Source organism: Flavisolibacter ginsengiterrae DSM 18136, from assembly GCF_059568575.1.
In genome coordinates, this window is record NZ_JCANTR010000002.1 from 297,023 (window position 1) to 321,802 (window position 24,780).

Consider the following 24,780-nt stretch of genomic DNA (forward strand, 5'->3'; position numbering starts at 1 on the left):
TCGAAGATTAGTTTTCAATTGTATACAACAATGGATATTCATGTAACGAATCTTAGCCAAAGTGTCATAGCTGAGGATCTGAAAAAGTTATTCTCTGCCTATGGTTTAGTGGGCTTTGTTGTAATTGCAAGAGATACAAAAAAAGGAAGGTCTTTAGGAATTGCTTTCATCGAAATGCCCCATGCTTCACAGGCCCAGCAGGCGGTCCTAGCACTGCACAATATGAAGATAGATGGCATGTCCATTTGTGTAAAAGAAATTGAATACAGGGCCGGCGAATTCAATAATTAGCATTTCCTATTTTAATCAGCAAATTTCTTCTCACATTTGTTTCGCTGTCTTTCAAACACTGCGAAACCGTTAATCTATTCAATTAGTAGCATTTATCCATATTTAATAACGTATCTTTACGCACTAATTGTTTGAGCGCAAAGCATCAGTATTGGATCCCCTTCATTTTCTTTTCTCTACTCCTTGCCGCATTCTCAAATTTTATTTCACTCTTAATAAGACCACATTATGAACATTTATATTTCCAATTTAGATACCCAGTGGAAGGATGCAGACCTCAAAAATCTTTTTGTTCCGCATGGTGAAGTTGCTTCAGCAGAAATTTCCATAGATGCTTTTACAGAAAAATCACGTGGTTTTGGTTATGTTGAAATGCCTAATGATGATGAAGCCCAGCAAGCAATAAAAGCCCTTAATGAAACAGAAGTGAGCGGACAGAAGATCACAGTGCAACAGGCTGAACCAAAAGATGTTCGCAAAGGTTCTTACAAAGTAGGCAACGGGGCTGTTAATATGTACCGGTTCAAAAAGAATTAGGGGTTCTTCATCAGCACTGCTTAGCCTGTAAAAAAACTGGCATACAAGCTCCACAAAATACATAGTCCTGGGTTCGCTGTTTATAACCCTTCATTTTCAGTGTTAGGGAACCAAAACTCTTAAGAACCATGCGCCAGTTAAAGATCACACAATCCATAACGAACCGGGATACGGCAAGTTTAGAAAAGTATTTACAGGAGATAAGCAAATTGGACATGATCTCTGCTGAAGAGGAAGTGAGCCTGGCCAGGAGGATTCAGAATGGCGATGAGGCTGCCCTCGAAATTCTTACAAAGGCCAACCTTCGCTTTGTGGTTTCAGTTGCCAAACAATACCAGTTTCGGGGTCTTTCGCTTTCCGATGTGATCAATGAAGGAAATATTGGTCTTATCAAAGCTGCCCGCCGCTTTGATGAATCACGCGGATTCAAATTCATTTCCTATGCAGTGTGGTGGATACGTCAATCAATAATCCAGGCTATCCTGGAACAGGGACGGATCGTTCATTTACCCATGAACAAAATGACTCTTTCCATCCGAATGCAAAAAGCTATTTCCATATTGGAGCAAGACCTGGAAAGATCACCATCTGTGGAAGAAATAGCAGGCCTGCTGGATGTAAATATCAACGAAGTAAAATTGACCATTGAGTCAACTTCTTACCATGCCAGTCTTGACAGTCCTCTTGTTGATGGTGAAGATGGTACCATGATGGACAAAATTGAAAACACTGGCATAGCTACAGACAACCTGGTAGCACACCATGATTCGCTAAGCATAGAAATTGAACGTTCCTTACAAAGCTTAAGTAAAATTGAAAAAGAAGTAATATGCTTTTTCTTTGGCATTGGCACCTCGCACCCTTACAGCCTCAATGAAATAGGAGGAAAATATTCCTTAACAGCTGAAAGAGTGCGCCAGATAAAAAATAAAGCCCTCAACAAATTGAGAGCTCCGAAAAAAGCCGATCTATTAAGAAGTTTTCTTGGTAATTAATACCAATAGCCATTTAAACGCTTTTTTTCACGTTAATGGCATTCAGTCCTTTAGGTCCATTTTCTACTTCAAATGTTACCTTGTCCTGTTCATAGATCGCTTCTGTCAATTGGTTTACGTGGATAAATACCCGCTCCCCTGTTTTGGAATCGTTGATAAATCCAAATCCTTTTGATTCGTTGAAAAAACTAACCACACCTGTCCTGATGGGATCTTCTTCTTCAGCCTGGTATTTGGGAACACCTATTTGCATGTCTTCCAGGTTGAACACTTTCTTTTTCTTTGGATCGGGGGGTGTATTGGATATGTTGCCGTCTTCATCAATATAGGCCATCATATCATCCAAAGATTTTTTACCAGCATTGGCTTTCCTTTCCTCCATCTTCTCTTTCTTCTCCTGCCGCAGCTTTAAACGTTTTTTTTCTTTTTCTTTTTTACCAAATGTTTCTTTTGATTTCGCCATATATCTTGTTTAAGTTAAAAATTGAGAACCGCTCTTTTCGACTCCCATTATTTAATTAGTGAATGAATTGTGTATTTGTTGGTTTTCATAAATAAAAAGCCCCCATCAGGAGGCTTTTATATAAAAAATCTTACCACTTTTTTTTATAACCGCCGCCATTGTCATTTCTGAAAGGGCTTCCACCACCACCGCTGCGCGCTGGCCTGTCTTCCCTTGGCTTTGCTTCCATAACTTTTATGGTTCTGCCTTCTACTTCGCCATTATCCAATTCAGCAATAGCTGTTTTGGCAGCAGCGTCGTCAGACATTTCCACGAAACCAAATCCTCTTGATTTGCCTGTGAACTTGTCATTGATGACTTTGGCAGAAGTTACTTCTCCATAAGGTGTGAAAAATCCTTTTAGGTCTTCATCCTGTATGTTGAAGCCTAAGTTTGAAACATAAATGTTCATACTTGATGTTTAATTATTAAAAATGATCTGAGGAAGGCAACAAGTAAGGGACTAACTAAGATGCAGATGGAGCAGTATAATTAACGATTACTAATGCGAGGCTCAAATTAACATGGTAAAGATAGCTTTTAATTCCCAGTATTAAAGCTAAGTGATTCATAAAGTAAACATTCATGGATCAAAACGTTGATGCACAAAGGACACCAGGCAGCGTCGTAGAGATACATTCAAACATTTACACCGCCGATGCCTGACCGCCTGGAAACGATTGAAACATTCCTGCTGATGGGTTTACTCCGGTTTTCTCTTTATAATCGCACCTTTACTTATTAATTCAGAAATATGACAGGAACTCCAAAAATAGCCCTGGTGACCGGAGGAAGCCGCGGATTGGGAAAAGAAATGGCTTTAAGCCTTGCCAGGAAAGGAATAGATGTGATCATCACCTGGCGCACAAACGAAGAAGAAGCCAGCAACGTAGCGGCAAGCGTACAGGAAATGGGAAGAAAAGCTGCGTCATTGCATCTTGATATGAGCAATTTTGCCCAATTGGGACAATTTGTGGATTCGGTGAAAGGAACACTTCAATCAGTATGGCAAAACAACACATTTGACTTCCTGGTCAACAATGCAGGGATGGGAGCTACAGTGCCTTTTGAACAGGTAACAGAAGACTTGTTTGACGAGTTCATGAATGTACATTTCAAAGGTGTTTATTTCTTAACGCAGAAATGTGTACCCCTGATCAATCCAGGCGGAAGAATCATTAACATATCATCTGGTACCACCCGGTTCAGCAATCCCGGTTATTCTGTCTATGCATCTATGAAGGGAGCCATTGAAGTATTTACAAGATACCTGGCTAAAGAATTGGGATCAAAAGGCATTGCAGCCAACGTGGTGGCCCCAGGTCCCATAGAGACTGATTTTAACAATGCAGCTATACGCAACAATCCCAATATGAAAGGCATGTTAAGCTCTTTGACTCCACTGGGTCGTGTAGGTACTTCAGAAGACATTGGTGGTGTTGTAGCATTTTTATGTTCGGAAGATGGCCGGTGGATCAATGGACAAAGAATAGAGGTAAGTGGAGGCATCAACTCATGATCAACTCACTGTCAGAGATCACCCTGCAGGTAATATTAAATGCCACGCCCGTGGGTGTAGATTTTGGTCTTCAAAAAGGCAGTGGTTCTTTATATGAAACGGTTCAACGACAAAGAGGAAATGGGAATTCCATTCAAATGGAATGTGACATCAGGATCAAAAAAGATCAAAATGGTCATATTGATTTTTCAGGCCCTTTTGTCCAGGGTCCCCCGGGTGTGCGTTTTATTTATATAGACATTGGAATTGCTGCAGGCCAGCATGACAGCGAATGGAGCAGGCGGTTGAAAATACCTTTATCAGGTTATTTGCATACAGGGGGTGAGCCTTCCAACCTGCCGCCTGGTAGTATTTTTCAGTGTACCATCAATGCCATTGGCAAAGATGGAGGACCTGCCTGTGGTTCTGTAAAAAATTTTGATGGCTGGAAAAGATCCAACCTTAAAGCTTAGTTGTAAACAGAACCTTTTCAATCCCGATGTTAAACAATACATGCATTGATCATAACAGTTAATGACAGACGCTTACAGGGAAAATTCTTATATTTCTATTTTAGTAAAAACTGCTATGAGACAAAAGTTTCTTCTATCATTCCTGTTATTACAGCTTGCCATTGCATCCGGAGCCCAAACCAATGATAGTGTCCGCATATTTGTGGACAGCGCTTTAAATATTATGCAACACAGGTCTGTATTTTCTCCGCCTCTCAATTGGGAAACTATACGTGACAGTGTCCATAAATTATCTGCCAGGGCCACAAGCTATGCCGAGGCAGCACCTTCCATTCAATTTGCCTTTAATCTCTTGCAGGATAAACATGGTTGGCTGGAATTAAATGGCGTACAATATTTCAATCCATTTTTAAAAAGAGATAACAGCAGGATCAATGAACAAACTATGAAGGCCATCGTGAGGGCCCCTATAAAAAGCGCTGTTTTAGAAAAGTATTTCGCCTATCTCGCCATACCTTTTACAAACGGGCAAACCAAAGAAAAGATGAACAGGTTTGCACAACAGGTACAGGACTCACTGTGCAAAGTGGTTTCGTCTTCCACCAGGGGATTGGTTATAGACCTTCGGCTGAATGGAGGCGGCAATGTATTTCCCATGATCATTGGGATTGTAAATGTGCTGGGAGATGGAACGTACACTGAATCGGTTAACAGCCTGGGAGAAAAAGAAGGTGAACTGGTGATAAAAGGGCAACAAATCACTTTACTTGATACTATCGTGGTGAAATTGCAAAAAAACTGTGGTGATCTTACCAGGTTACCTCTTGTGGTATTGACCGGCCCGGCAACCGGAAGTTCGGGCGAGCAGTTAGCCATCATCCTGTCCATGAGAAAGAATACTATTTTAATGGGTGAAAATACCGCAGGATATACAACAGGAAATAATGGATTTCTTTTACCCGGAACTGACAATGGCATCGTAATAGGTGAATCATTTACCCGGGATAAGGCAGGCAAAATATACATGGGGGAAGTTACACCTTCCATCCCTGTGCCAGGTGGTGATAATTTCATTGATCTTGTAAAAGACAAAAAGATACAGGCTGCTTTACAATGGTTAAAACTGCAAGGCAGTAAAACTGTTGCAGGGAAGAAACAACAATAGAACCTGAGGGGGGTAAATGCTATTATATTCATCGGATTTGAAAGAGTATTTCCAATTCTATACAAGAGCTATTATATTCTGTCAATTATAAACACCTCATCAATACTATAGTCTGGAATATTAGATACAGGTGGTATAAATATGCTCTAACTTTATAAGGACCTTTTTCAGTATCTCTAACCCTTAAACCTTCATTTATGAATACTGAACTTACTGCCGAAAAAACGTCGCGTGCAACAGCACAATTAAATCCTTCAAAAATCATGCAGGTTGGCATGGGCTTTTGGGCTTCCAAGGCCCTGTTGACAGCCATGCGTTTTGAATTATTCACCATTTTAGGAAGTGAGCCCCTACCCGCAACCGCGATCAAAGAAAAGCTTTCTTTACAGGCTTCCACCCGGCATATATACGACTGGCTGGACACACTTGTATCTCTTGGCTTTCTTGAACGAAAAGGCTTGCTGGATACTGCTGTTTATTCAAATGCCGAAGACAGTGATTTTTTCCTTGACAAGAAAAAACCCGGGTATATGGGTGGCATTCTTGAAATGGCCAATAACAGGTTGTACAAACACTGGACGAACCTGGAAGAAGCCCTGCTGACCGGCCAGCAACAAAACGAGAGTAAGGATGACCCGCATGGCAACATGGATTTCTTTGCCAAACTATACCAGGATCCTCAAAAGCTGCAGGAGTTTATGAATGCCATGAGCGGCATACAAACAGGCAACTTCATCGCTCTCTCCAACAAATTCAATTTTGACAAATATGCAAGGTTGCTTGATGTCGGTGGTGCTGACGGATGGCTAAGCATACAGGTTTGTCTACACCATACCGATATTCAATGCACTACGTTTGACCTTCCTGAAATAGCACCCCTGGCTAAAAAGAAGATTGAAGCATATGGACTGAAAGACCGTATTCAATTCATGGGTGGTGATTTCTTTAAGGACGAACTGCCACAGGCTGATATTATCGTCATGGGCAATATCCTTCATGGCCTGAATGAAGACAAGAAACAGGAATTGGTTGATAAAGTGTACAGGACATTACCTGAAGGTGGTGTGTTCATGACAGTGGAAAATATCATCGATAGCGAAAGAAAGCAGAATACTTTCGGCCTGTTAATGAGCCTGAACATGCTGATAGAAAACGGTGATGCTTTTGATTATACCATGGATGATTTTACAAAATGGACAACGAAAGCCGGCTTCACACGAACGGAATTATTACCATTGGCTGGCCCTACCAGTGCGGCAATAGCTTTTAAATAAAATCAATAACAAATTGAAGTAGTTATAACCGTATCCCCGTTTGGCACTATCAGGTTGCCGAAATTGAACACCGTACATAAACCCGTGCACATTCACTGGTTTCAAAACCTTCCCTACTGAAGTACATTTCGTGTATCCACCCTGGATTCAATTTTTGTCACTCAAAACCAAAATGTATGAAATCAATCTTCAGTTTTATCGTAACTGCCCTGGCAATAGTGTCTTTTGTGAGCACAAGCTATAGCCAGCAAAACAAGATCTCGGGTATTACTTTCACCAGTTCTTCCAACGAAGCTCTTTCATCTTTGCAGCAGGGAATGAAATACTATGACCTCAATGAGAACAAAAAGGCGCGTGAGCATTTTGAAAAAGCCATCAAGCAGGATCCCAAATTGACGATGGGCTACCTGTTACTAGCTGACCAGGCCACCTCTCCCGGTGAGTTTGTAAAGTATTTAGACCTGGCAAAAGAAAACCTGGCTAATGCCAGCGATTGGGAAAAGATGTATTATGATTATAATGAAACTTTTTTAAATGATAACCTGAATAAACGCCTGGAAGCTGCTCAGAAAATGGTCTCTAAATTTCCTGATGTTCCCCGTTCCTATCTTATGTTGGGAAATGCCTATGTTGAAAACAATGATTTTGCCCATGCCCGTCTCAATTTTCAAAAAGCAATAACTATAGATCCCAAATGGACAGCCGCATATAGTGCATTGAGTAATTCCTTTTTATTCCAGGATCCCAAAAACTTTAAACAGGCCGAAGCCAATGCTGCAAAGCTTACAGAACTGGCGCCGGAAAGTTCAGGATCTTTTATTTTATTGGGAGATACTTACAGGGCACAGAATGATTTAAAAAAGTCCTATGAAGCTTATTCAAAAGCTGTGATGAATGATCCTGAATCTCCAACAGCTCTTTATAAAAGAGGTCATGCCCAAACTTTTTTAGGGGAATTTGAAAAAGCAAGAGCAGACTACCAGCAGGCTGGCTCTTTGGACGTATCACCTGTTCTTGCCATACAGGATATTTCTTTCACTTATTTATACCAGGATCAACCCGAAAAGGCATTACAGGTTTTGATGGATGAAGCCCAAAGAACCGGTGAAATGGTAGATGCCAACAGGGACATGGTTAATAAATTTCAACTGTTAAGCACAGCCGCACAAATAGCATTTCACACCGGCCAGGCCGATAAACTGCAATCCATTGTCAATATGCTGGAACCGGTTTCCGAGGCGATGGGTAACAGTATTGGCACCAATGAAGGAAAAATTAACCAGAAGTCCAATATCATCTACTGGAAAGGAATGATAAAAACCCTGGATAAGGATTTGATGAACGCAATGGCCAAGGCTGCAGAAATGAAAAACCTTTTGGAGCCCATTCAAAATTCACGCAAACTGGAAGGCTACGAAGAATTATTAGGCCATATCAGCTATTATCAAAAAGACTACAAAAAGGCTGCAGAACATTTTACAAAGACCAACCCGCTGGACGTTTATGATCGTTACTGGCTGGCACGCTCCTATGAAGCTGCGGGGAAAAAAGATAAGGCAAAAGCCATATACCGGGAGATTGCCAATTACAATTTCAATGAAATCGGTTTCGCCCTGGTGCGCAATGATGTAAAAAATAGGTTATAAGCATACTTATTAAAAAAGGCCTTCCGTACAGGAAGGCCTTTTTTAATTTTCTATTACGCGGTTCAGGCCATTGCCAGGGCAAGTTTTTCTTTCTCACCGATCATGAGCTCATTATGACAGGCCTGCCAGGTAGTGAATCCACCCGATAGATTTTTTACTTTTTCGAACCCGCTTTGTTTCAATATACGATAGGCCAGGTATCCTCTTAGTCCTACCTGGCAATACAAATTGATTTCGGGGTATTGACGTAATTCTTCCAAATGGCTTCTCAATTCATCGATAGGAAATGAAACAGCTCCTGGAATATGTGCTTTATTATATTCTTCCCGGCTACGCACATCAATTAAAATTCCTTTGTCTTTTATAACTTCAACCTCATTCCAGTAAAATAAGGACAATTGACCTAACAGGATATTCTCTGCTACAAAGCCGGCAATGTTTACCGGGTCCTTGGCTGATGAAAATGGTGGAGCATAGGCATGTTCAAATTCTGTCAATTCATGAATACTGCTTTCCCGCTTAATAGCAGAAGCCAAAAGGTCCAGTCTTTTATCAACACCTTTGAAACCGGCTACCTGAGCACCCAATAATTGACCGCTGCCCGGAGCAAAACAAAGCTGAATACTCATTTGCTTTGAACCTGGATAATACCCGGCATGTGAACCACTATAAGTGGTTGAAACCAAATGAGCTATGCCAGCCGCTTGCAGGTGTTTGGATGCCATTCCAGCGGTGCCCACGGTCATATCGAAGACTTTTACAATGGCCGTATTGATGGAACCAGGGTATTTCTGAACATTGCCCAGCACCAGGTTGTTGGCACAGATGCGGCCCTGTTTATTAGCAGGTCCTGCCAGGTAGGTGCTCATAGACCTGCCTGTTAGCGGGTTTGGAAATTCGATGGCATCGCCAACAGCGTAAATATTTGGGTCAGAGGTTTGAAGGTATTCATTGACCTTGATACCTTTTGAAGCTCCCAGTTCAAGCCCGGCCGCCTGGGCCAGCCTTGTATCAGGACGCACACCAATGGAAAGAATAACCACGTCGGCAATAACGGGCTCCGCATCTTTCAGGTTCACACGGATGCCTTTCACTAATTTGTCAAACCCGGTGACGGTAGAGGACAATTTTAAATCAAGGCCTTTGGACCGTATATGCTGTTGCACAATTGCTGCCAAAGCAAAATCCAATGGCGCCAGCACCTGGTTGCCCATTTCAACAATGCTGACTTTCATTCCCAGGTGGTGCAGGTTCTCGGCCATTTCCAGGCCAATAAAACCTCCACCAATAATAACGGCATGCCCCAACCTTTTCCTTTTAGCAAATTCCTTGATACGGTCCATATCAGGAACAGATCGTAAGGTGAAGATGCCATCCATGTCTATGCCTGGAAGTGGCGGTCGTATAGGTTCCGCACCGGGCGATAGTACCAGTTTGTCATAACTCTCTGAATAAGTTTCACCCGTTTTAAGGTTGGTTACGGTAATCAATTTTTGGGTAGTATCTATGCTTTTAACTTCTGAAAAGATCCTTACTTCAATATTGAAACGCTGGTTAAAGCTGGCAACAGTCTGAACAAAGAGCAGATCGCGGTCGTTGATCACTTCACCGATATAATACGGCAAGCCGCAATTTGCATATGACACATATCCCCCTTTTTCAAAGAGTATGATATCAGCTTGTTCATCCATTCGCCTAAGCCTGGCTGCCGTACTGGCACCCCCTGCCACTGCACCAATTATTACATATTTCATGGTCCAATTCTATTTGATACAAAGGTGGATCCTTTAAAATACCCGTGCCATGACTTAGGTCACAAGTATGAAAATTCCCTTTCCATTACTCTATACTTTATAATAAGACCCTGGATGCAATGAATAAACTATAAGATCCTTTAAATCAGGCAATACATGATGTATTATTTTAGACAACTTTATTATTCATTATATAATCAATAAGTTACCTGATTATAAATCTGCGGATATTCTCTTTTGTATGCCATTCGAATGGATGTAATAACCTCCATACGAAAAGACAAACCTGGATGAGGTGGTGATAAAAAACATTTATTCGATTACATTTTATGTATCCCTCTTGTTGCGATTATTAACCATCAGGTTCAAGCTAAAGTATATGCCAGTTTATGTAAAGGATATCCCGAAGATATCCCGACAATAAGCCGATAGTTTAAAGTAGGGAAACCCCGGGACATCTATGGCTTATCGATAGCATATGGTTGGTATAGGGTGCCATGTCCTATTAGTCTGGATGGCCGTTGATATAAAAGTGATACTCCAATATCAGAATGTTACCCACTTTATTAACTAGAATGTTTTAATTAAAGCTTAATTACACTTAACATGTATATGTCTTTGAATATTAGTATAGTAATTAGAAATACTATTGCAATATCTATAAAGGTTTGAATAGTTACAATCATTTATTATTTTACACCCCAACCGAAAATCCAAACCCCATGAAAAAGGTCTTGTCCTTTTTTGTACTAACTGCAAGCATCCACAATCTTTACGCCCAACCATCTGTTGATACGATGGGAACCCTGGTGGCGCAAAAAGAGAATATCATCACTGCGGCCACTGTAATTAAAATTGAAAACCTTGGCTGGAAGATCAATTCAGAGCTGGCCGAACTCAGGCCAACAATTTCGGCTGATGGCAATCTTTTATTTTTTATTTGTGAGAACCATCCCCTAAATACGAAGTTCAATTCGGTTCGCAATTCACAGGATATCTGGTATTCAGAGAGGGATAGTTTTGGTCGATGGGGCGAGGCGAGACATATGGGGTATCCATTAAATACCTATCACTACAATGCTGTTTATTGGGTTTCACCAGATAATAACCGAATTCTCATAAGAAACGCTTTTATCAACGGGGACTATTATGGCAATGGGGTAAGTATGAGCCATCGTCAATCCAATGGCAGGTGGAGTCCTCCAGAAATGCTTAAGATCCGGAATTATGCAAAATATGACCGTGGAAGGCAAAATGGTGCCACAATGGCACATGACGGCCAGACCCTATTATTATATATGACGGAAGAAAAAGGTGGGGTGAACAACGATCTGTATGTATGTTTTCTTATGCCAGACGGGACATGGACTGAACCCAAAACCCTGGGCAAAAAGATCAACCTCCCGGAATTTGATGAAATGACGCCTTACCTGGCATCGGATGGAGCTACGCTATATTTTAGCAGTAACCGCCCGGGTGGCCTGGGAGATAATGATATCTGGATGACCAAAAGGCTGGATAAGACCTGGCAAAAATGGAGCGAACCGGTGAACCTGGGATCTCCGATCAATACCCCTGGTTGGGATGCTTTCTTTACACTTGATGCTGGTGGTGAATATGCGTACATGACCAGCAGTGACGGTGGTTATGGAGAAAGCGATATTGTTCGGGTGAAACTCCTGGAAAGGGAAAAGCCAGACCCGGTGGTGCTGGTCAGTGGAAATGTTTACAATAAAAAAACATTGCAGCCGCTTAGTGCCTCGCTGGTTTACGAAACCCTTCCGGACGGAATTGTTGCGGGCAATGGCATGTCCAACCCCGGAGATGGAGCTTTTAAAATGGTATTGCCTTATGATAAAAATTATAGCATCAGGGCCACGGCTGATAAATTCTTTGCCATTTCTGAAAACCTGAACCTTGATTCATTAGTTAAGGCGGGTTATAAAGAGATCCATAAAGACCTTTACCTCGTACCAATTGAAATAGGGCAGGTAGTAAGATTGAACAATGTTTTCTTTGATTTTGACAAATGGAACCTGAGACCAGAATCCTATGTAGAACTGGACAGGGTAGTGAAATTGCTCCAGGAGAATCCCGCGATCGAGATCGAGATGAGCGCCCATACGGACAGCTATGGTTCGGATGACTATAATTTCAAGTTGAGTGACAACAGGGCAAGATCGGTGATGGAATATATCCTATCTAAAGGAATTGCTACCAGCAGGATCACTTCACAGGGTTATGGAGAAACCAAACCAGTGGTTCCTAATGACACTGACGAGAACCGGCAGCTCAACCGAAGGGTAGAATTTAAAATCCTTAAGAATTAAATAATCCCGTATACTACAAAAGGCCTAAAGGGCCTTTTATATTTTTAACAATAAGCGAATTACCCTCAGTTTAAATGACTTATGGTCACCTTTTAACATATTATTGGCCGCCATAGGGGCATTGAATCACATAAAAGCATGACGGAACGATAGTAAAACTTACATTGCACGCTCTTTGCATAGGAAAGGGAGTCCAGACCCTCTCAAACTTCCCAAAACTGGCCTTATGGCCTTGCAAAACAGGATCATCCTGTGGCCCCAAGCGAAAAAGACCTTTTTTTAATGACCTAAGCAATAAAAACCATGAAGCATAGCAAACATATATTGATCATATCAGACCCTGGCACCAACGCCCTCTTATCTGGCTTGACAGCAATGCCTGCCAATATGGAGGCTTTTTTTGCTGACAATGAAGAAAAAGCCATCGAAATGGCGAACAACCAGCATTTTGATATGGCAGTGATAGATAATACCAATAATGATATCGATGTCAAAAAGCTTTCAGTGGTTCTTCCTATTTTATTATCAGATATAGAACTGGTACATTATGAAGGAGAATCCCTGCAGGAGTTGAAAGCAAAAATGCTCGAGGTATTTGATTACCAGAAATCACAAAGGATCAAACGATTTATCGTTTTGGATTCATCTAACAAGGAAGATTTTAAAGACCTTCCACCCTTTTCTGCCAACTAATACTATAATATAAAACACTAAAGCACAATATGAAGTTTCAAAAAGAAGTAGTACCTGTAATTCCGTCAAAAGATATCGTTACGGGTAATCCATCGGCAGGCATTCAGATAGTAATGTTTGGAGATTATGAAAGTGATGCCTGTGCCAAAGCAAATGATGTGATAGCCGAGCTGCTTGAAGAATATGATGGAAAGATCAATTTCGTTTTCCGTCACTTCCCATTAACACGTCTTCATCAAAAAGCACATAAGGCGGCAGAAGCTTCCATCGGCGCAGGCCAGGAAGGAAAGTTCTGGGAAATGCACCAATACCTGTACGGTCATCGCAAGAGCCTGGGTATGATCAGCCTGAAATCATATGCACGCGAAGTAGGCGTTACCGATAAAAAATTCCTTGACCACCTGATGAACAGTTATTACGGCTGGTTTGTGCAGGATGACCTGAAAGATGGTTTGAATCTTGGTGTAACGGATATACCTGCTTTCTTTATTAACGGCAAACGCTTTGACAAAGAGCCTAACCTCAAAAATTTCAAGTCATACATCAATGATTTGGTAAAGGAACTAGGTAGTAAAGCTGCTAAACCCAAGGAAAAGAAAAAAAGCCTTGTAGCTGGTTAATCATTTCAATAAAGTCAGTTTTAATTCATAAAGCATCGATGCCTTCCATTAAATCAGTGGAAGGCTTTTTTTGTGGCTATCTGTTTCAATGGGCATCTCCCCTTCCTTGTCATCAATCATTTCACTGGCTTTTTCAAACCGTGTATCGGGCCTGAACCAGATAATGGCAACTACTACATATAATCCAAACCCCACCAAAGGTTGTATAAAACTGAGGCAGATCCCAGTAAGGTAAATCAACATAGACATCTTACCCTTTTTATCTGATCCAAGGGATCTTGAAAACAAGGAATTCTTACCGTGCAATAGGGTTAAATTATGCGCCAGTATAGTATAGGAAATAGCGGCCATGAGCAGGACGATCCCATATAGTATGACAGGCCAGGTACTGAAATGATTTTCTCCCATCCAGGCAGTTACAAATGGTACAAGTGACAACCAGAAAAGCAATAAAGAATTAGCCCACAATACAGCTCCATTGACGTGCTGGGCCGCATGCATCATATGATGATGGTTGTTCCAGTAAATTCCAATATAAACGAAGCTTAAAACATAACTGATAAAAACGGGGATCAATGGCTGCAATGACTGTAAAGTATCAGCATGTGGCACTTTCATTTCCAATACCATAATGGTAATGATAATAGCTAAAACCCCATCACTAAAAGCTTCGAGTCTTCCTTTTCTCATTGCAACCCTTGCCATAGTATTTTGCAGTTATATTTTATTGTTTGAGGCACCTGGCACTAAAGAGGTTTCAGTTACCTTCAAATAACCAGGTAATTTACAGAATTTATACCTTCCTGTATACCCTTCCAATTAAATCAAACTTCTGCTCCCGGTGACAGTTTAATGTAACAACCATTATTTACCATCTTTGCCATTAAAAGAGGAAAAAGCATGAAAGTGAACGCAGCGATATTTGACCTGGATGGCACCCTGATCGATAATAATACCTATCACCTGCAATCGTGGCTACAATACCTGAAAGATAAGAACCGGGAAATGACAGAAGAAGAATATAAGGCCAATGTGAATGGCCGAACCAATAAGGATGTCATTGAATATATCTACCAGCGTAAAATGGATGATAAGGAAGCCATGAAATATGCACATGAAAAAGAAGCCATTTACAGGGAGCTTTATGCACCTTACATCAAGCCGGTACCCGGGCTGCTGCAACTATTGGAAAAGCTGAGATCATTATCTATTCCTATGGCCATTGCTACCTCGGGTATCCAGGTAAATATTGATTTTTTATTCGAACACATTCCTATACGTTCCTATTTTGACGTGATCGTAAATTCAGCCCATATATACAAAGGAAAGCCTGACCCCGAGATCTATATAAAAACCGCGGAACTGTTGAAGGTCTCACCTGCCGAATGCCTGGTATTCGAAGATGCTGTGGTTGGTATCAATTCTGCTAAAGCTGCAGGTATGAAAGTAGTTGGTGTACTGACAACCCACCAGGCCGAAGAACTATCTGGTGCAGATATATTGATAAAAGATTTTTCTGAATTGGTTGTGGAGGAAAACAGCTTTGAACAGGTAACTTCCGGTTTGTAAAAATTTAAAAGCACTCATAATTTATGCAGGGATCAGAGATCATTTCCAGGGAAAAAGAATGGATGGATGCCTGGATAGCCAGGGATGTTTCAGTCTTCAGAGAGATATTATCCGATGATTTTTTGTTAAGCAGTGCCAGGGGGTACTTAATGGAAAAAACTGAATGGATCAACAATGCTTCCGGCCCTTTTACATGCAAATCTTTTACATGGAAGGAAATCAAAGTGCGGATATATGGAAATACGGCAGTAGTAAATGCTACTGTGGAGCAGGTAGCCTCGGTAGGTGAAAAAGATTGGAGTGGCTTATTTATGCTCACAGATGTTTGGGTGCATCAAAATGGAAAGTGGCAGGAGGTTTCACGTCATGGCACCGGGCCATTGACAGTTCAATAAAAAAATAGGTATCAATTACATGAACTCATTTCAATTTTCTCCATTTCCTGTACTGGTTACTGAAAACCTGCTGTTAAGACAGTTAGCTATAAGTGATGCTCCTGAGATACTGGAATTGCGAAGCAATGAACAGGTAAACAGGTATGTAGACCGTAATAAAGCTACCTCGTTGGAAGATGCGCTTTCCTTTATTGATCTTATCAATAATAACATTAGCAACAATGCAGCGATCTATTGGGGTTTGCAGCTTAAAAATAACCTCAGGTTGATTGGAACTATTTGTTTATGGAATCTATCTGTACTGGAATGCAGTGCTGAAATAGGTTATGAATTACTCCCTGATTTCCAGGGCAGGGGATTAATGCAGCAAGCAATGGCCAGCGTGATTGAATATGGTTTTACTATGATGCATTTACAAACCATTGAAGCCTTCACCCTTAAAGAAAACCTTGCTTCCATCAAAATACTGGAAAGAAATGGTTTTGTGGTAGATATGAAAGCATACGGTAAAATGACAAAAGAGGAAAAGGAAAAAGACAACGTAGTTTTTTCATTAAAAGCACCCAATTTAGAAAGGTTCTGAACCTTACGATTTCGTGCCGCATCAAAATTTATTTTTTATCTATACCTCTACTTGCAGAACCTTGCCTAATTTTATAAGGGTATATTATTTGATGTCGATAATGGCAACATGGAATTTGTAGATTATTATAAGATATTGGGCCTGGACAAAAATGCCGGTACTGAGGATATCAAAAAAGCATATCGTAAGCTGGCAAGAAAACACCATCCCGACCTTAATCCAAACGATAAGGAAGCCCACAAAAAATTTCAACAAATCAATGAAGCCAATGAAGTGCTGAGTGATCCTGAGAAAAGAAAAAAGTATGACCAGTATGGTAAAGACTGGCAACATGCTGAACAATTTGAACAGGCAAGGCAGCACCAACGGCAACAACAACAATATGCTGGTGCAGGTCATGAATTTTCGGGGGATTTTGGTGACACAGATTTTTCTGATTTCTTTACATCTATGTTTGGTGGAGGCAGCAGATCACAAAGAGGTCAAAAAGGATTTAAGGGCCAGGACTATGAAGCAGAACTGCATTTAAGTCTGAAAGAGGCGGCTACCACCCATCAGCAAACCCTTACAGTCAACGGTAAAAATATCCGTATCACCATTCATGCGGGAGTGGAAAATGACCAGAAGATCAAACTCAAAGGTCATGGTGCCCCTGGTCGAAATGGAGGACCTGCAGGTGACCTATATATTACTTTTAAAATAAAGGAAGACACCAGGTTTAAAAGGCTGGGAAGTGATTTGTACACCACAGAGCATGTGGACCTATATACCATGGTATTGGGTGGAGAAGTAATGATCGATACATTGAATGGTAAGGTGAAACTGAAAGTGGCGCCTGGCACTCAAAATGGAACAAAGGTCAGGCTAAAAGACAAAGGGTTTCCAGTGTACAGGCAGGAAGGCCAGCATGGTGATTTGTATGTAACCTACCAGGTAAAACTTCCCACTCAGCTTTCTGAAAAAGAAAAAGAGTTGTTTACACAATTATCTCAACTTAAATGAAGGTCATGGCAAATGAAAACCTGATACCGGCACAAGAGTTTTGCATTCATCATAATATAGAGATATCATTTATTGATTCCCTCCAGGAATATGGATTGCTGGAACTACATACCATGGAAGGTACAGGCTATATAGACGAAGATCAATTGGAAGAAGTGGAAAAAATGGTTCGCTTACATTATGATCTGAATATTAACCTGGAAGGCATTGATGCCATTCATCATTTATTACAACAGATGCATTCGCTACAACAAGACCTGGCAATAGTTCGCAACCGGTTACGCTTGTATGAAGCAGGAGAGTGATTTTTTAGGATATTAGCCTGATGATCTATTCCCGTTTACTACTCTTACTGATTTTGTTTTGTAACTTTCCTTCTTTCGGCCAGGTAAAAAATGACCATTGGCTACACAATCTCCTGGAAAGTAAGGGTGCACCCCTGTTACGCCATGTCCTCTCAAACCCTGATAGTTTTCAATACCAGGTTATCTATACACAGATAAACAGGGATCGGCATAACAAACCACATTTTAAAAATTACTATGTCAATGTTGACCGCCACCGCTATTTTAACCCGGCTTCCACAGTAAAACTGCCCACTGCACTGGCAGCCCTGGAAAAACTAAATAAGCTTAGCAACCAGGGCATTGACAGAAATACGATCATGCTTACTGATAGTTCGTACCCGGGTCAAACCAGTGTTTTAAAAGATACCACATCTGTCAATGGATTGCCATCCGTGGCACAGTACATCAAAAAGATATTCCTTGTCAGTGATAATGATGCCTATAACCGGTTATATGAATTTGTTGGCCAACAGGAACTGAATGAGACATTACAAAAGAAAGGCTATAAGAAGGTGCGTATTACAAGACGATTTGTGCCTATGAACGAAGAGGAGAACAAGCATACAAATGCAATAAGATTTATCAAAGATGGAAAACCAGTGTACCTGCAACCACCTGCCTATAGTCTTTACTCCTTTGATTTTACTAAAAAAATATTCATAGGAAATGCCCATTACAACTGGCAGGATAGCCTGATACATACACCTATGGATTTTACTACGCATAATAACCTTCCCTTAGAAGACCTTCAACAGATGCTGCAATCTGTAATGTTCCCACATTCCCTGCCCAAAAAGAAAAGATTTAATCTTTCGGAAGAAGATCTTTCTTTTCTTTATCATTATATGTCAGCCTATCCCGGGGAAAGTCAATTTCCTTCTTATGACACTACAGAGTATTTTGACAGCTATGCCAAATTTTTCTTTAAAGCCGGAAAAGAAAAGCCACCTGCCTTTATCCACATCTATAATAAACCCGGTTGGTCTTATGGATTTTTAACAGATGCAGCCTATGTGACAGATAGCCAAAATGGTATTGAATTTATGTTAAGCGCTGTGATATATGTTAACAGGGATGGCATTTTGAACGATGATACATATGAATACAACGAAGTGGGCTATCCTTTCTTCAAAGATCTTTACCAGGTGATCTACAATTTGGAAAAAGAAAGAAAAAGAAAATATATTCCTGTTTTCCCTGCTGAAAAGCTAACCACTCCCTTTGATGAACCTGATCCTGGCAATGGATACCATTTTCATTTTCGGGCTCATCAGGTATTATTTTTTTTAACGGTTGTACCTTCAGAAAAAGAATGCAATGCAAATAAAACCATTAGGAAGCCAGGGAATAGAAGCATCAGCCTTAGGGTTGGGCTGCATGGGCATGAGTGATTTTTATGGGAGCAGGAATGACGAGGAATCTACGAGGGTCATTCAGCAAGCCTACGAATTAGGGATCACTTTTTTTGACACTGCTGATATGTATGGACCTTATACCAATGAAATCCTGGTTGGGAAGGCCATCAAACCATTCAGGAAGCATTGCACACTGGCCACAAAATTCGGAATTGTAAGAGATCCAAATGATCCTTCCCGCAGAGGAATCAATGGGACACCGGAGTATGTACGTAGCTCCTGCGAAAACAGTCTTAAAAGACTGGAAGTTGAGGTTATTGATCTTTATTACCTGCACAGGAAAGATCCGGATACCCCTATTGAAGTTACCGTTGGAGCCATGTCTCAACTGGTGCAGGAAGGAAAAATCAGGGGGATTGGTTTGAGTGAGGTAAACGCTGATACACTACGTAAGGCGCATTCCGTACACCCAATTACAGCGCTGCAATCTGAATATTCCTTATGGACCCGGGAGCCGGAGGATGAAATTTTGCAAACCTGTCGTGAATTGGGAATCGCATTTGTAGCATATAGCCCGTTGGGAAGAGGATTCCTGACCGGGCAAATCAAAAAGTTTGAAGATTTTGAACCAGGAGATTACAGGCGCTTTTCACCAAGGTTCCAGGGTGAAAACTTTGATAAGAATTTGCAACTGGTTCAAAAGATTGAAGCTTTAGCAAGTAAAAAAGGATGCACCGCATCCCAGCTGGCATTGGCCTGGGTATTGGCCCAGGGCGACCATATTTTCCCTATACCAGGAACCAAACATATTAAATACCTGCAGGAAAATGTGGGAGCGCTGGAAGTTTCCATAAGCCCGGAAGAATTGAAAGAAATAGACGCCATTGCTCCCAGGGGTGCGGCCGCAGGGCTAAGGTATCCTGAATCCGCAATGACATCGGTTGACCGTTAATTTATAAAGGATTGTACATACCCGTTAGGTAGTTTTACTTGTGTTAAATACTATTGGGGATGGATATTTCAAATTTAAACATCATTCCATTTGCCTTTGCATAAAAGCTGGTTTAGTTTTACATAAAACAACCAATCCCATGAAAACACTGACCTTAATCTCCTTTACACTGTTAATGGGCTTCCTTGTAATGTCTTGCAGTAAGAGTGAAAAAACCGTTCCTATCAAGTTGCTTCTAACTGATAACCCTGCAGCCTATGACTCTGTCAACATTCATATCCAGGGAATGAGAGTAAAAATGAATACGGATGAAGACAGCTGGATCAATGTACAGGCAAAAGACACTACTGTGAACCTGCTTGACCTTCAAAACGGTGTAACCACCATTATTGCCCAGGACAATGTACCTGCAGGCATATTAAAAGAAATACGTTTTATTCTTGGCTCTGATAATTATGTAGTGGTTGGTGGCATCCGCCATGACCTGCAAACGCCTAGTGCTGAAGACTCCGGTCTTAAGATCAAGATTGACAAAGAATTAGGTGAATCTTTAAATACTTTTGTGCTTGATTTTGATGCATCGCTTTCCGTGAAAGAACAAAATGGTGCCTATAAATTAATGCCCGTGATTAAATTGAAATAAATTGCATTGTCAGCAAAAAGAAAACCCGCCAGTTGGCGGGTTTTCTTTTTAGGATAGGCCTGTCCTTTAGTTATTTGCACTGCAGGTATAGTATATGCAAAAATGCTCCTGTAAGGAGGCCTTTAATATTTTTCACAAACCCCTTAATAGTACGTAACTTTTGAAGGTTAATAATTATATCACTCTTAAACCTTAACCATGCCTATTGTAAAAGTGATCGAAGTAATTGCCTCCTCTGAGACCAGCTTCGACGATGCCATTAAAAATTGCCTGGATGAAGTATCCAAAACAGTTCACAATATCGACTCTATTTACGTAAAGGATTTCAAAGTCCATGTAAAAGATGGAAAACTTGCATCCTATGGAGTTATATGCAAAGTATCATTCCGTGTAGATAAAAGTTGATTGTAACCTGTATTCTTTTTTTATTAATTATATACATTATGCTAGAAAATCTTATCAATCTCGTACGCGAGCAATCAGGAAACGTTATTCAAAATAATCCTGCAATACCAGCTGACAAGAGCCAGGAAGCAGCACAAACAGCCGGAAACTCAATATTAGCTACTTTACAGGGAGCACTTTCAGGGGGGCAACTGAATGAGGTAATGGGCTTTTTTAAAGGAGGTGGTTCTGCCGCTCCGGGCCTGGTTCAACAAGCAACAGGAAATTATGCCCAGGACCTTCAAAATAAATTAGGCCTTGATCCTACGCAGGCTCAAACAGTAGCAGAGCAAGTAGTGCCTGGCACGATGAATCAACTGGCGTCTAAAGCAGCCGATCCTGCCGATAACAGTTTTGATTTACAAAGTATTTTTAACCAGCTCAGTGGTGGTAAAACAGGCGGTATTGATATCAAGGGTATGTTAAACCGTTTTGGAGGTGGAAAACTGGATAAAGATGGTGATGGAGATGTAGATCTTCAGGATCTGAAGTCCATGTTTTCAGGCGGTGGGGTTATGGATACCGTGAAAGGATTATTTAAATGAAAGGGAATAATCATAGGAAAACCAGCCATTAGGCTGGTTTTTTAATTTATACTAAGTAGTATTCAGTAAAGGTCAAAAAAAATAGCTTATGGCCGGTTACCTTATTTGGAAATACAAATGATTGTATTATCTTGATTATCCATTCATCCTAATAAAAACAATTTGATCTCATGAAAACCCAACTAAAGAGGCTAAGCAGCTTGCCATCTGCTTCCATTGTACGTACATTTTTCCTCTCTTTACTATTCCTTTCCTTTGTTCTGTTAACACTATACATATTGATCAATAGTCCTGCATAAACAAGAGGGCTATTGATAAAACTGCCCTCTTGTTGATTCATTGGTATTAAGCCATGTTGCTTACATTGGCCTGGCTATAGGTTTACCCTGTGGAGTAAGATAATGTACGGTACCAATATTTAATTCGTGAATGCCTTTTTCAATTTTGACCTTATCTCCTACTATCACCCATATAAGGTTATTAGGTTTTACCACTTTCCCTGCCGCCTTCTGAACCTGGTCCAGTGTCATATTTTGTAATAAAGCCGGATAGGTTTTAAGATATTCTGCCCCCCTTCCATAATTGATTGCTTCTTTGAGTGAAGACATTACAGACCCATTTGTTTCCCAGATACCAGGAAGTTGCATAACGCTATTTACCTTAACTTTTGAAAACTCCGCCGCTGTAGCTGGTTTTGAAGCAATATAGTCAGTCAATTCCTTTTGCAGTTCCATAATAGATTCCTTTGTCTTATCTGTTTGCACGGGAGCGTACACCGCAAAGAATCCAGGTCCTTTTGCATCAATATTCACAGAGCCTGAACCATAAGACCAATGTTTATCTTCCCTAAGGTTCATATTTACCCTCGAGGTAAATTCACCCCCCAGTATTTTGTTCATCATCTTTATGGCTTCGTAATCCTTATCACTCCCGGTAGTGCTGATCTCTGCGGCAAGTATGATAGATTGAAGCGCTTCAGGCTTATCCATGATATAAACGGTAGGTTTGTCAGCAATAGCAATGTCTTTGATATTTTTTTGCGGAACATTGGATGGCTTCCAGGAACTTAGTTTTGTCTCCAGTTTACTTTTTAATTCATTTTCCTTGATATCTCCTACCACTACCAGGGTTGCATTGTTAGGCGCATACCAGGTTTTATGAAAGTTTAGTAAATCATTCCTTGTCATTTTAGCAACCGAAGCTTCAGTGCCTGAACCTGTAAGTGGATTGCTATAAGCATGGTCCTTTCCATATAATAATTCAGGCAACACCCGAAGCCCCATGGCAAAAGGCTGGGCCTCTTCCTGTTTGATATTTAATATTTGTTCTTTTTGAACACGTTCGAAATCCTTCAGGGGAAAAGAGGGATTCTGTAAAACATCAGCATATAAACTCAATGAACCATCAAGATTTGTCTTCAAGGCAGATAGGTCCAGGTATGAATTATCAAGATCTGAATAGCTATATATAGATGCTCCCATATCATCCGCCTGGTCACTAATCTGGAGGGAACTTCGCGTTGCCGTTCCTTCTTTCATCATTTTACCAACCATGGAGGCCAGTCCTGCCAGATCTTTTTGATCTGCAGCATAACCTGCGTTCACCATTAATGATATATTTACAACAGGTACTGAATTACGTTCAACCAGGTACACATTAAGTCCATTACTCAATTTGAATTGCTTTGTTTCAGGAAACTGAACCACCACTTCTTTTCCAAGCGCAGGTTGTTCATTCCTGTTTAATGAACTTGCCGTGTTTTTAAACTCACCAAATGGTAAAATATGCAGCACATAATCACCATCAGCTATCCAGTCAGCCGCTTGTTTTTTTATATCTGCTGTAGTGGCTTCCTTCATCCATTGTAAAACCTGCTTATAATGATCCGCACTTCCTGAAAAGGTTTCATTCTGTGCCAGTACATCCGATTTTCCTCCAAAACCACCAATACGTTCCAGTCCTTTAACAAAATTGGCAAATTGGCGTGTTTTAGCCCGTTCCAGTTCAGCCGGAGTAATACCTTGTTGTAAAACCCTGTGCAATTCCTCATCAATTATATTTTCAACCCGGGAGAGCTCAATGCCAGGCTTTGCATCAGCCACGATAAACAGCTGACCTCCTATTTCTCTTTGAGCCGTATAGGCATAGACATTACTGGTAACCTGGTCATCGTAGACCAGGCGCTTATATAACCTTGAGGTTTTTCCATCTGCCAGTATACTTCTTAATAATTCCAGGTAGGTGCCTTCCTTTGTTCCGTAACCGGGAATATTCCATGTCTTTTGGATCCTCGCCTGGGGCACCCTGTCCTGTGCTACCTGGTAGTGCCGCCCGGTCATTTTGGTGACCCATGCGGTATGCTTTGCAATGGGAGGACTGGCAGGGATATCTCCAAAATAATGTTTTACTTTTTCAACGACCTCATTGGTGTTCACATCACCTGCAATGACAACGATAGCGTTATTTGGACCATAGTATTTTTTAAACCATTCTTTTACATCATCCAGTGATGCTGCATTCAGGTCTTCCATTGAGCCAATAACTGTCCATGAATAGGGATGACCAGCGGGATAAGTACTTTTCACTGTTAATTCATCAGCTATTGCATAAGGCTGGTTCTCCCATTGCCTTTTTTCATTCTGCACCACTCCCCGCTGCTCATTTAAGCGTGCTGAATCAATAACACCAAGCAAATAACCCATACGGTCACTCTCTGCCCATAAAACTTTATCCAGGGCACTTACAGGGAACGTTTCAAAGTAATTGGTTCTGTCCTCATTGGTAGTTCCATTTAGATCTGTAGCTCCAATGGATTCCATCAACTGGAAATAATCCTTATTATAATGTTCACTTCCATTGAACATCAAATGTTCAAACAAATGAGCGAAACCTGTTTTTCCGGCCTTTTCATTTTTAGAACCTACGTGATACCATATATTAAAGGCTGCTACGGGTGCTTTATGATCCTCATGAACTATTAAAGTAAGACCATTGTCAAGGACGAACTTCTTGTAGGGAATATCTATATCAGGATATTGTTTTTTTATGGTTTGAGCCATTGAATAAACAGAGGAAAGCAGCAATGCTGCCACCAGGAAGGATGATCTCATAATCTGTAGTTTTATGGTTATGCGTTCTATTATTAAATTTAATTAATTATGCGGCTT

Annotated in this window: 26 protein-coding genes; 21 read left to right on the top strand and 5 right to left on the bottom strand. The window is 40.8% G+C overall.

Going from position 1 to position 24,780, the window contains the following annotated elements:
- Nucleotides 1-30 precede the first annotated feature (30 nt).
- The 3 genes from BP74_RS03230 to BP74_RS03240 all read left to right on the top strand — a co-directional run bounded on the left by BP74_RS03230 (nt 31) and on the right by BP74_RS03240 (nt 1,823).
- Complete coding sequence (locus tag BP74_RS03230; protein ID WP_496371022.1) at nt 31-291, top strand: RNA recognition motif domain-containing protein; 261 nt, start codon at nt 31-33, stop codon at nt 289-291.
- A 228-nt stretch (nt 292-519) separates the two neighbouring features.
- Nucleotides 520-828 (top strand): RNA recognition motif domain-containing protein, encoded by a 309-nt coding sequence (locus tag BP74_RS03235; protein WP_496371024.1) that lies wholly within the window; start codon nt 520-522, stop codon nt 826-828.
- 128 nt (nt 829-956) lie between these two features.
- Nucleotides 957-1,823, top strand: a complete 867-nt coding sequence (locus tag BP74_RS03240; protein ID WP_496371026.1) for a sigma-70 family RNA polymerase sigma factor — start codon at nt 957-959, stop codon at nt 1,821-1,823.
- Between the two features lie 13 nt (nt 1,824-1,836).
- Here the strand turns inward: BP74_RS03240 and BP74_RS03245 are convergent, their stop codons facing one another.
- Nucleotides 1,837-2,286 carry a cold-shock protein gene (locus BP74_RS03245; protein ID WP_496371028.1) on the bottom strand — a complete coding sequence of 150 codons (450 nt, stop codon included), beginning with the start codon at nt 2,284-2,286 and terminating at the stop codon, nt 1,837-1,839.
- 130 nt (nt 2,287-2,416) lie between these two features.
- Nucleotides 2,417-2,737: an RNA-binding regulator gene (gene rbp / locus BP74_RS03250; protein WP_496371030.1), complete on the bottom strand. Its 321-nt coding sequence runs from the start codon at nt 2,735-2,737 to the stop codon at nt 2,417-2,419.
- Nucleotides 2,738-3,079: 342 nt separating this feature from the next.
- On the opposite strand from rbp, the gene BP74_RS03255 reads away from it, so the two are divergent.
- The 5 genes from BP74_RS03255 (at nt 3,080) to BP74_RS03275 (ending at nt 8,381) form a co-directional block, all read left to right on the top strand.
- The gene (locus BP74_RS03255) at nt 3,080-3,844 is read left to right on the top strand and encodes an SDR family NAD(P)-dependent oxidoreductase (protein ID WP_496371032.1); all 765 of its coding nucleotides are present in this window, start codon (nt 3,080-3,082) and stop codon (nt 3,842-3,844) included.
- Nucleotides 3,841-4,296 (top strand): DUF5990 family protein, encoded by a 456-nt coding sequence (locus BP74_RS03260; RefSeq protein WP_496371034.1) that lies wholly within the window; start codon nt 3,841-3,843, stop codon nt 4,294-4,296. The genes BP74_RS03255 and BP74_RS03260 overlap by 4 nt, the downstream gene beginning before the upstream one ends.
- 115 nt (nt 4,297-4,411) lie before the next feature.
- Nucleotides 4,412-5,461 carry a S41 family peptidase gene (locus BP74_RS03265; RefSeq protein WP_496371036.1) on the top strand — a complete coding sequence of 350 codons (1,050 nt, stop codon included), beginning with the start codon at nt 4,412-4,414 and terminating at the stop codon, nt 5,459-5,461.
- Nucleotides 5,462-5,658: 197 nt separating this feature from the next.
- Nucleotides 5,659-6,735, top strand: a complete 1,077-nt coding sequence (locus tag BP74_RS03270; RefSeq protein WP_496371038.1) for a methyltransferase — start codon at nt 5,659-5,661, stop codon at nt 6,733-6,735.
- A 176-nt stretch (nt 6,736-6,911) separates the two neighbouring features.
- Complete coding sequence (locus BP74_RS03275) at nt 6,912-8,381, top strand: tetratricopeptide repeat protein (RefSeq protein WP_496371040.1); 1,470 nt, start codon at nt 6,912-6,914, stop codon at nt 8,379-8,381.
- A 62-nt stretch (nt 8,382-8,443) separates the two neighbouring features.
- Here the strand turns inward: BP74_RS03275 and BP74_RS03280 are convergent, their stop codons facing one another.
- The gene (locus BP74_RS03280) at nt 8,444-10,135 is read right to left on the bottom strand and encodes an FAD-dependent oxidoreductase (protein WP_496371042.1); all 1,692 of its coding nucleotides are present in this window, start codon (nt 10,133-10,135) and stop codon (nt 8,444-8,446) included.
- 722 nt (nt 10,136-10,857) lie between these two features.
- On the opposite strand from BP74_RS03280, the gene BP74_RS03285 reads away from it, so the two are divergent.
- From BP74_RS03285 to BP74_RS03295, 3 genes are all read left to right on the top strand, one after another.
- Nucleotides 10,858-12,465: an OmpA family protein gene (locus tag BP74_RS03285; protein ID WP_496371044.1), complete on the top strand. Its 1,608-nt coding sequence runs from the start codon at nt 10,858-10,860 to the stop codon at nt 12,463-12,465.
- 303 nt (nt 12,466-12,768) lie between these two features.
- Complete coding sequence (locus tag BP74_RS03290) at nt 12,769-13,158, top strand: hypothetical protein (RefSeq protein WP_496371046.1); 390 nt, start codon at nt 12,769-12,771, stop codon at nt 13,156-13,158.
- Nucleotides 13,159-13,187: 29 nt separating this feature from the next.
- Complete coding sequence (locus tag BP74_RS03295) at nt 13,188-13,778, top strand: DsbA family protein (protein ID WP_496371048.1); 591 nt, start codon at nt 13,188-13,190, stop codon at nt 13,776-13,778.
- Between the two features lie 48 nt (nt 13,779-13,826).
- On the opposite strand, the gene BP74_RS03300 is transcribed toward BP74_RS03295, so the two are convergent.
- Nucleotides 13,827-14,483, bottom strand: a complete 657-nt coding sequence (locus BP74_RS03300; protein WP_496371050.1) for a TMEM175 family protein — start codon at nt 14,481-14,483, stop codon at nt 13,827-13,829.
- 195 nt (nt 14,484-14,678) lie between these two features.
- Between BP74_RS03300 and BP74_RS03305 the strand changes: the two genes are divergently transcribed.
- The 10 genes from BP74_RS03305 to BP74_RS03350 all read left to right on the top strand — a co-directional run bounded on the left by BP74_RS03305 (nt 14,679) and on the right by BP74_RS03350 (nt 21,613).
- The gene (locus tag BP74_RS03305; RefSeq protein ID WP_496371052.1) at nt 14,679-15,347 is read left to right on the top strand and encodes an HAD family hydrolase; all 669 of its coding nucleotides are present in this window, start codon (nt 14,679-14,681) and stop codon (nt 15,345-15,347) included.
- A 23-nt stretch (nt 15,348-15,370) separates the two neighbouring features.
- Nucleotides 15,371-15,742 carry a nuclear transport factor 2 family protein gene (locus tag BP74_RS03310; RefSeq protein ID WP_496371054.1) on the top strand — a complete coding sequence of 124 codons (372 nt, stop codon included), beginning with the start codon at nt 15,371-15,373 and terminating at the stop codon, nt 15,740-15,742.
- A 19-nt stretch (nt 15,743-15,761) separates the two neighbouring features.
- On the top strand, nt 15,762-16,325 hold the full coding sequence (locus tag BP74_RS03315; protein WP_496371056.1) for a GNAT family N-acetyltransferase: 564 nt from the start codon (nt 15,762-15,764) through the stop codon (nt 16,323-16,325).
- A gap of 108 nt (nt 16,326-16,433) precedes the next feature.
- Nucleotides 16,434-17,327, top strand: a complete 894-nt coding sequence (locus tag BP74_RS03320; RefSeq protein ID WP_496371057.1) for a DnaJ C-terminal domain-containing protein — start codon at nt 16,434-16,436, stop codon at nt 17,325-17,327.
- Nucleotides 17,328-17,332: 5 nt separating this feature from the next.
- Nucleotides 17,333-17,632 carry a chaperone modulator CbpM gene (locus BP74_RS03325; protein WP_496371059.1) on the top strand — a complete coding sequence of 100 codons (300 nt, stop codon included), beginning with the start codon at nt 17,333-17,335 and terminating at the stop codon, nt 17,630-17,632.
- Nucleotides 17,633-17,652: 20 nt separating this feature from the next.
- The gene (locus BP74_RS03330; protein ID WP_496371061.1) at nt 17,653-19,065 is read left to right on the top strand and encodes a serine hydrolase; all 1,413 of its coding nucleotides are present in this window, start codon (nt 17,653-17,655) and stop codon (nt 19,063-19,065) included.
- Nucleotides 18,992-19,981, top strand: coding sequence for an aldo/keto reductase (locus BP74_RS03335; protein WP_496371063.1), 990 nt, complete (start codon nt 18,992-18,994; stop codon nt 19,979-19,981). Before BP74_RS03330 ends, BP74_RS03335 begins: the two co-directional genes overlap by 74 nt.
- Before the next feature lie 139 nt (nt 19,982-20,120).
- Entirely contained in the window at nt 20,121-20,624 is a 504-nt protein-coding gene (locus tag BP74_RS03340) for a DUF4382 domain-containing protein (protein WP_496371065.1), read from the top strand.
- Nucleotides 20,625-20,822: 198 nt separating this feature from the next.
- Nucleotides 20,823-21,029 (top strand): dodecin family protein, encoded by a 207-nt coding sequence (locus tag BP74_RS03345; protein ID WP_496371067.1) that lies wholly within the window; start codon nt 20,823-20,825, stop codon nt 21,027-21,029.
- Between the two features lie 38 nt (nt 21,030-21,067).
- The gene (locus tag BP74_RS03350; RefSeq protein ID WP_496371069.1) at nt 21,068-21,613 is read left to right on the top strand and encodes a hypothetical protein; all 546 of its coding nucleotides are present in this window, start codon (nt 21,068-21,070) and stop codon (nt 21,611-21,613) included.
- 359 nt (nt 21,614-21,972) lie between these two features.
- Here BP74_RS03350 and BP74_RS03355 read toward each other — a convergent pair whose 3' ends face one another.
- Nucleotides 21,973-24,723, bottom strand: coding sequence for a M16 family metallopeptidase (locus BP74_RS03355; RefSeq protein WP_496371070.1), 2,751 nt, complete (start codon nt 24,721-24,723; stop codon nt 21,973-21,975).
- Nucleotides 24,724-24,780 lie beyond the last annotated feature (57 nt).

Excerpts from the sequence above, each read along its gene's own strand:
- BP74_RS03315 (WP_496371056.1), top strand. The coding sequence starts at position 15,762 with ATGAACTCATTTCAATTTTCTCCATTTCCTGTACTGGTTACTGAAAAC.
- BP74_RS03230 (WP_496371022.1), top strand. The coding sequence starts at position 31 with ATGGATATTCATGTAACGAATCTTAGCCAAAGTGTCATAGCTGAGGAT.
- BP74_RS03340 (WP_496371065.1), top strand. The coding sequence starts at position 20,121 with ATGAAAACACTGACCTTAATCTCCTTTACACTGTTAATGGGCTTCCTT.
- BP74_RS03260 (WP_496371034.1), top strand. The coding sequence starts at position 3,841 with ATGATCAACTCACTGTCAGAGATCACCCTGCAGGTAATATTAAATGCC.
- BP74_RS03345 (WP_496371067.1), top strand. The coding sequence starts at position 20,823 with ATGCCTATTGTAAAAGTGATCGAAGTAATTGCCTCCTCTGAGACCAGC.
- BP74_RS03270 (WP_496371038.1), top strand. The coding sequence starts at position 5,659 with ATGAATACTGAACTTACTGCCGAAAAAACGTCGCGTGCAACAGCACAA.
- BP74_RS03235 (WP_496371024.1), top strand. The coding sequence starts at position 520 with ATGAACATTTATATTTCCAATTTAGATACCCAGTGGAAGGATGCAGAC.
- BP74_RS03355 (WP_496371070.1), bottom strand. The coding sequence starts at position 24,723 with ATGAGATCATCCTTCCTGGTGGCAGCATTGCTGCTTTCCTCTGTTTAT.
- BP74_RS03295 (WP_496371048.1), top strand. The coding sequence starts at position 13,188 with ATGAAGTTTCAAAAAGAAGTAGTACCTGTAATTCCGTCAAAAGATATC.
- BP74_RS03300 (WP_496371050.1), bottom strand. The coding sequence starts at position 14,483 with ATGGCAAGGGTTGCAATGAGAAAAGGAAGACTCGAAGCTTTTAGTGAT.
- BP74_RS03325 (WP_496371059.1), top strand. The coding sequence starts at position 17,333 with ATGGCAAATGAAAACCTGATACCGGCACAAGAGTTTTGCATTCATCAT.
- BP74_RS03305 (WP_496371052.1), top strand. The coding sequence starts at position 14,679 with ATGAAAGTGAACGCAGCGATATTTGACCTGGATGGCACCCTGATCGAT.
- BP74_RS03255 (WP_496371032.1), top strand. The coding sequence starts at position 3,080 with ATGACAGGAACTCCAAAAATAGCCCTGGTGACCGGAGGAAGCCGCGGA.
- BP74_RS03330 (WP_496371061.1), top strand. The coding sequence starts at position 17,653 with ATGATCTATTCCCGTTTACTACTCTTACTGATTTTGTTTTGTAACTTT.
- BP74_RS03245 (WP_496371028.1), bottom strand. The coding sequence starts at position 2,286 with ATGGCGAAATCAAAAGAAACATTTGGTAAAAAAGAAAAAGAAAAAAAA.
- BP74_RS03240 (WP_496371026.1), top strand. The coding sequence starts at position 957 with ATGCGCCAGTTAAAGATCACACAATCCATAACGAACCGGGATACGGCA.
- BP74_RS03265 (WP_496371036.1), top strand. The coding sequence starts at position 4,412 with ATGAGACAAAAGTTTCTTCTATCATTCCTGTTATTACAGCTTGCCATT.
- BP74_RS03320 (WP_496371057.1), top strand. The coding sequence starts at position 16,434 with ATGGAATTTGTAGATTATTATAAGATATTGGGCCTGGACAAAAATGCC.
- rbp (WP_496371030.1), bottom strand. The coding sequence starts at position 2,737 with ATGAACATTTATGTTTCAAACTTAGGCTTCAACATACAGGATGAAGAC.
- BP74_RS03310 (WP_496371054.1), top strand. The coding sequence starts at position 15,371 with ATGCAGGGATCAGAGATCATTTCCAGGGAAAAAGAATGGATGGATGCC.
- BP74_RS03275 (WP_496371040.1), top strand. The coding sequence starts at position 6,912 with ATGAAATCAATCTTCAGTTTTATCGTAACTGCCCTGGCAATAGTGTCT.
- BP74_RS03280 (WP_496371042.1), bottom strand. The coding sequence starts at position 10,135 with ATGAAATATGTAATAATTGGTGCAGTGGCAGGGGGTGCCAGTACGGCA.
- BP74_RS03290 (WP_496371046.1), top strand. The coding sequence starts at position 12,769 with ATGAAGCATAGCAAACATATATTGATCATATCAGACCCTGGCACCAAC.
- BP74_RS03285 (WP_496371044.1), top strand. The coding sequence starts at position 10,858 with ATGAAAAAGGTCTTGTCCTTTTTTGTACTAACTGCAAGCATCCACAAT.
- BP74_RS03350 (WP_496371069.1), top strand. The coding sequence starts at position 21,068 with ATGCTAGAAAATCTTATCAATCTCGTACGCGAGCAATCAGGAAACGTT.
- BP74_RS03335 (WP_496371063.1), top strand. The coding sequence starts at position 18,992 with ATGCAAATAAAACCATTAGGAAGCCAGGGAATAGAAGCATCAGCCTTA.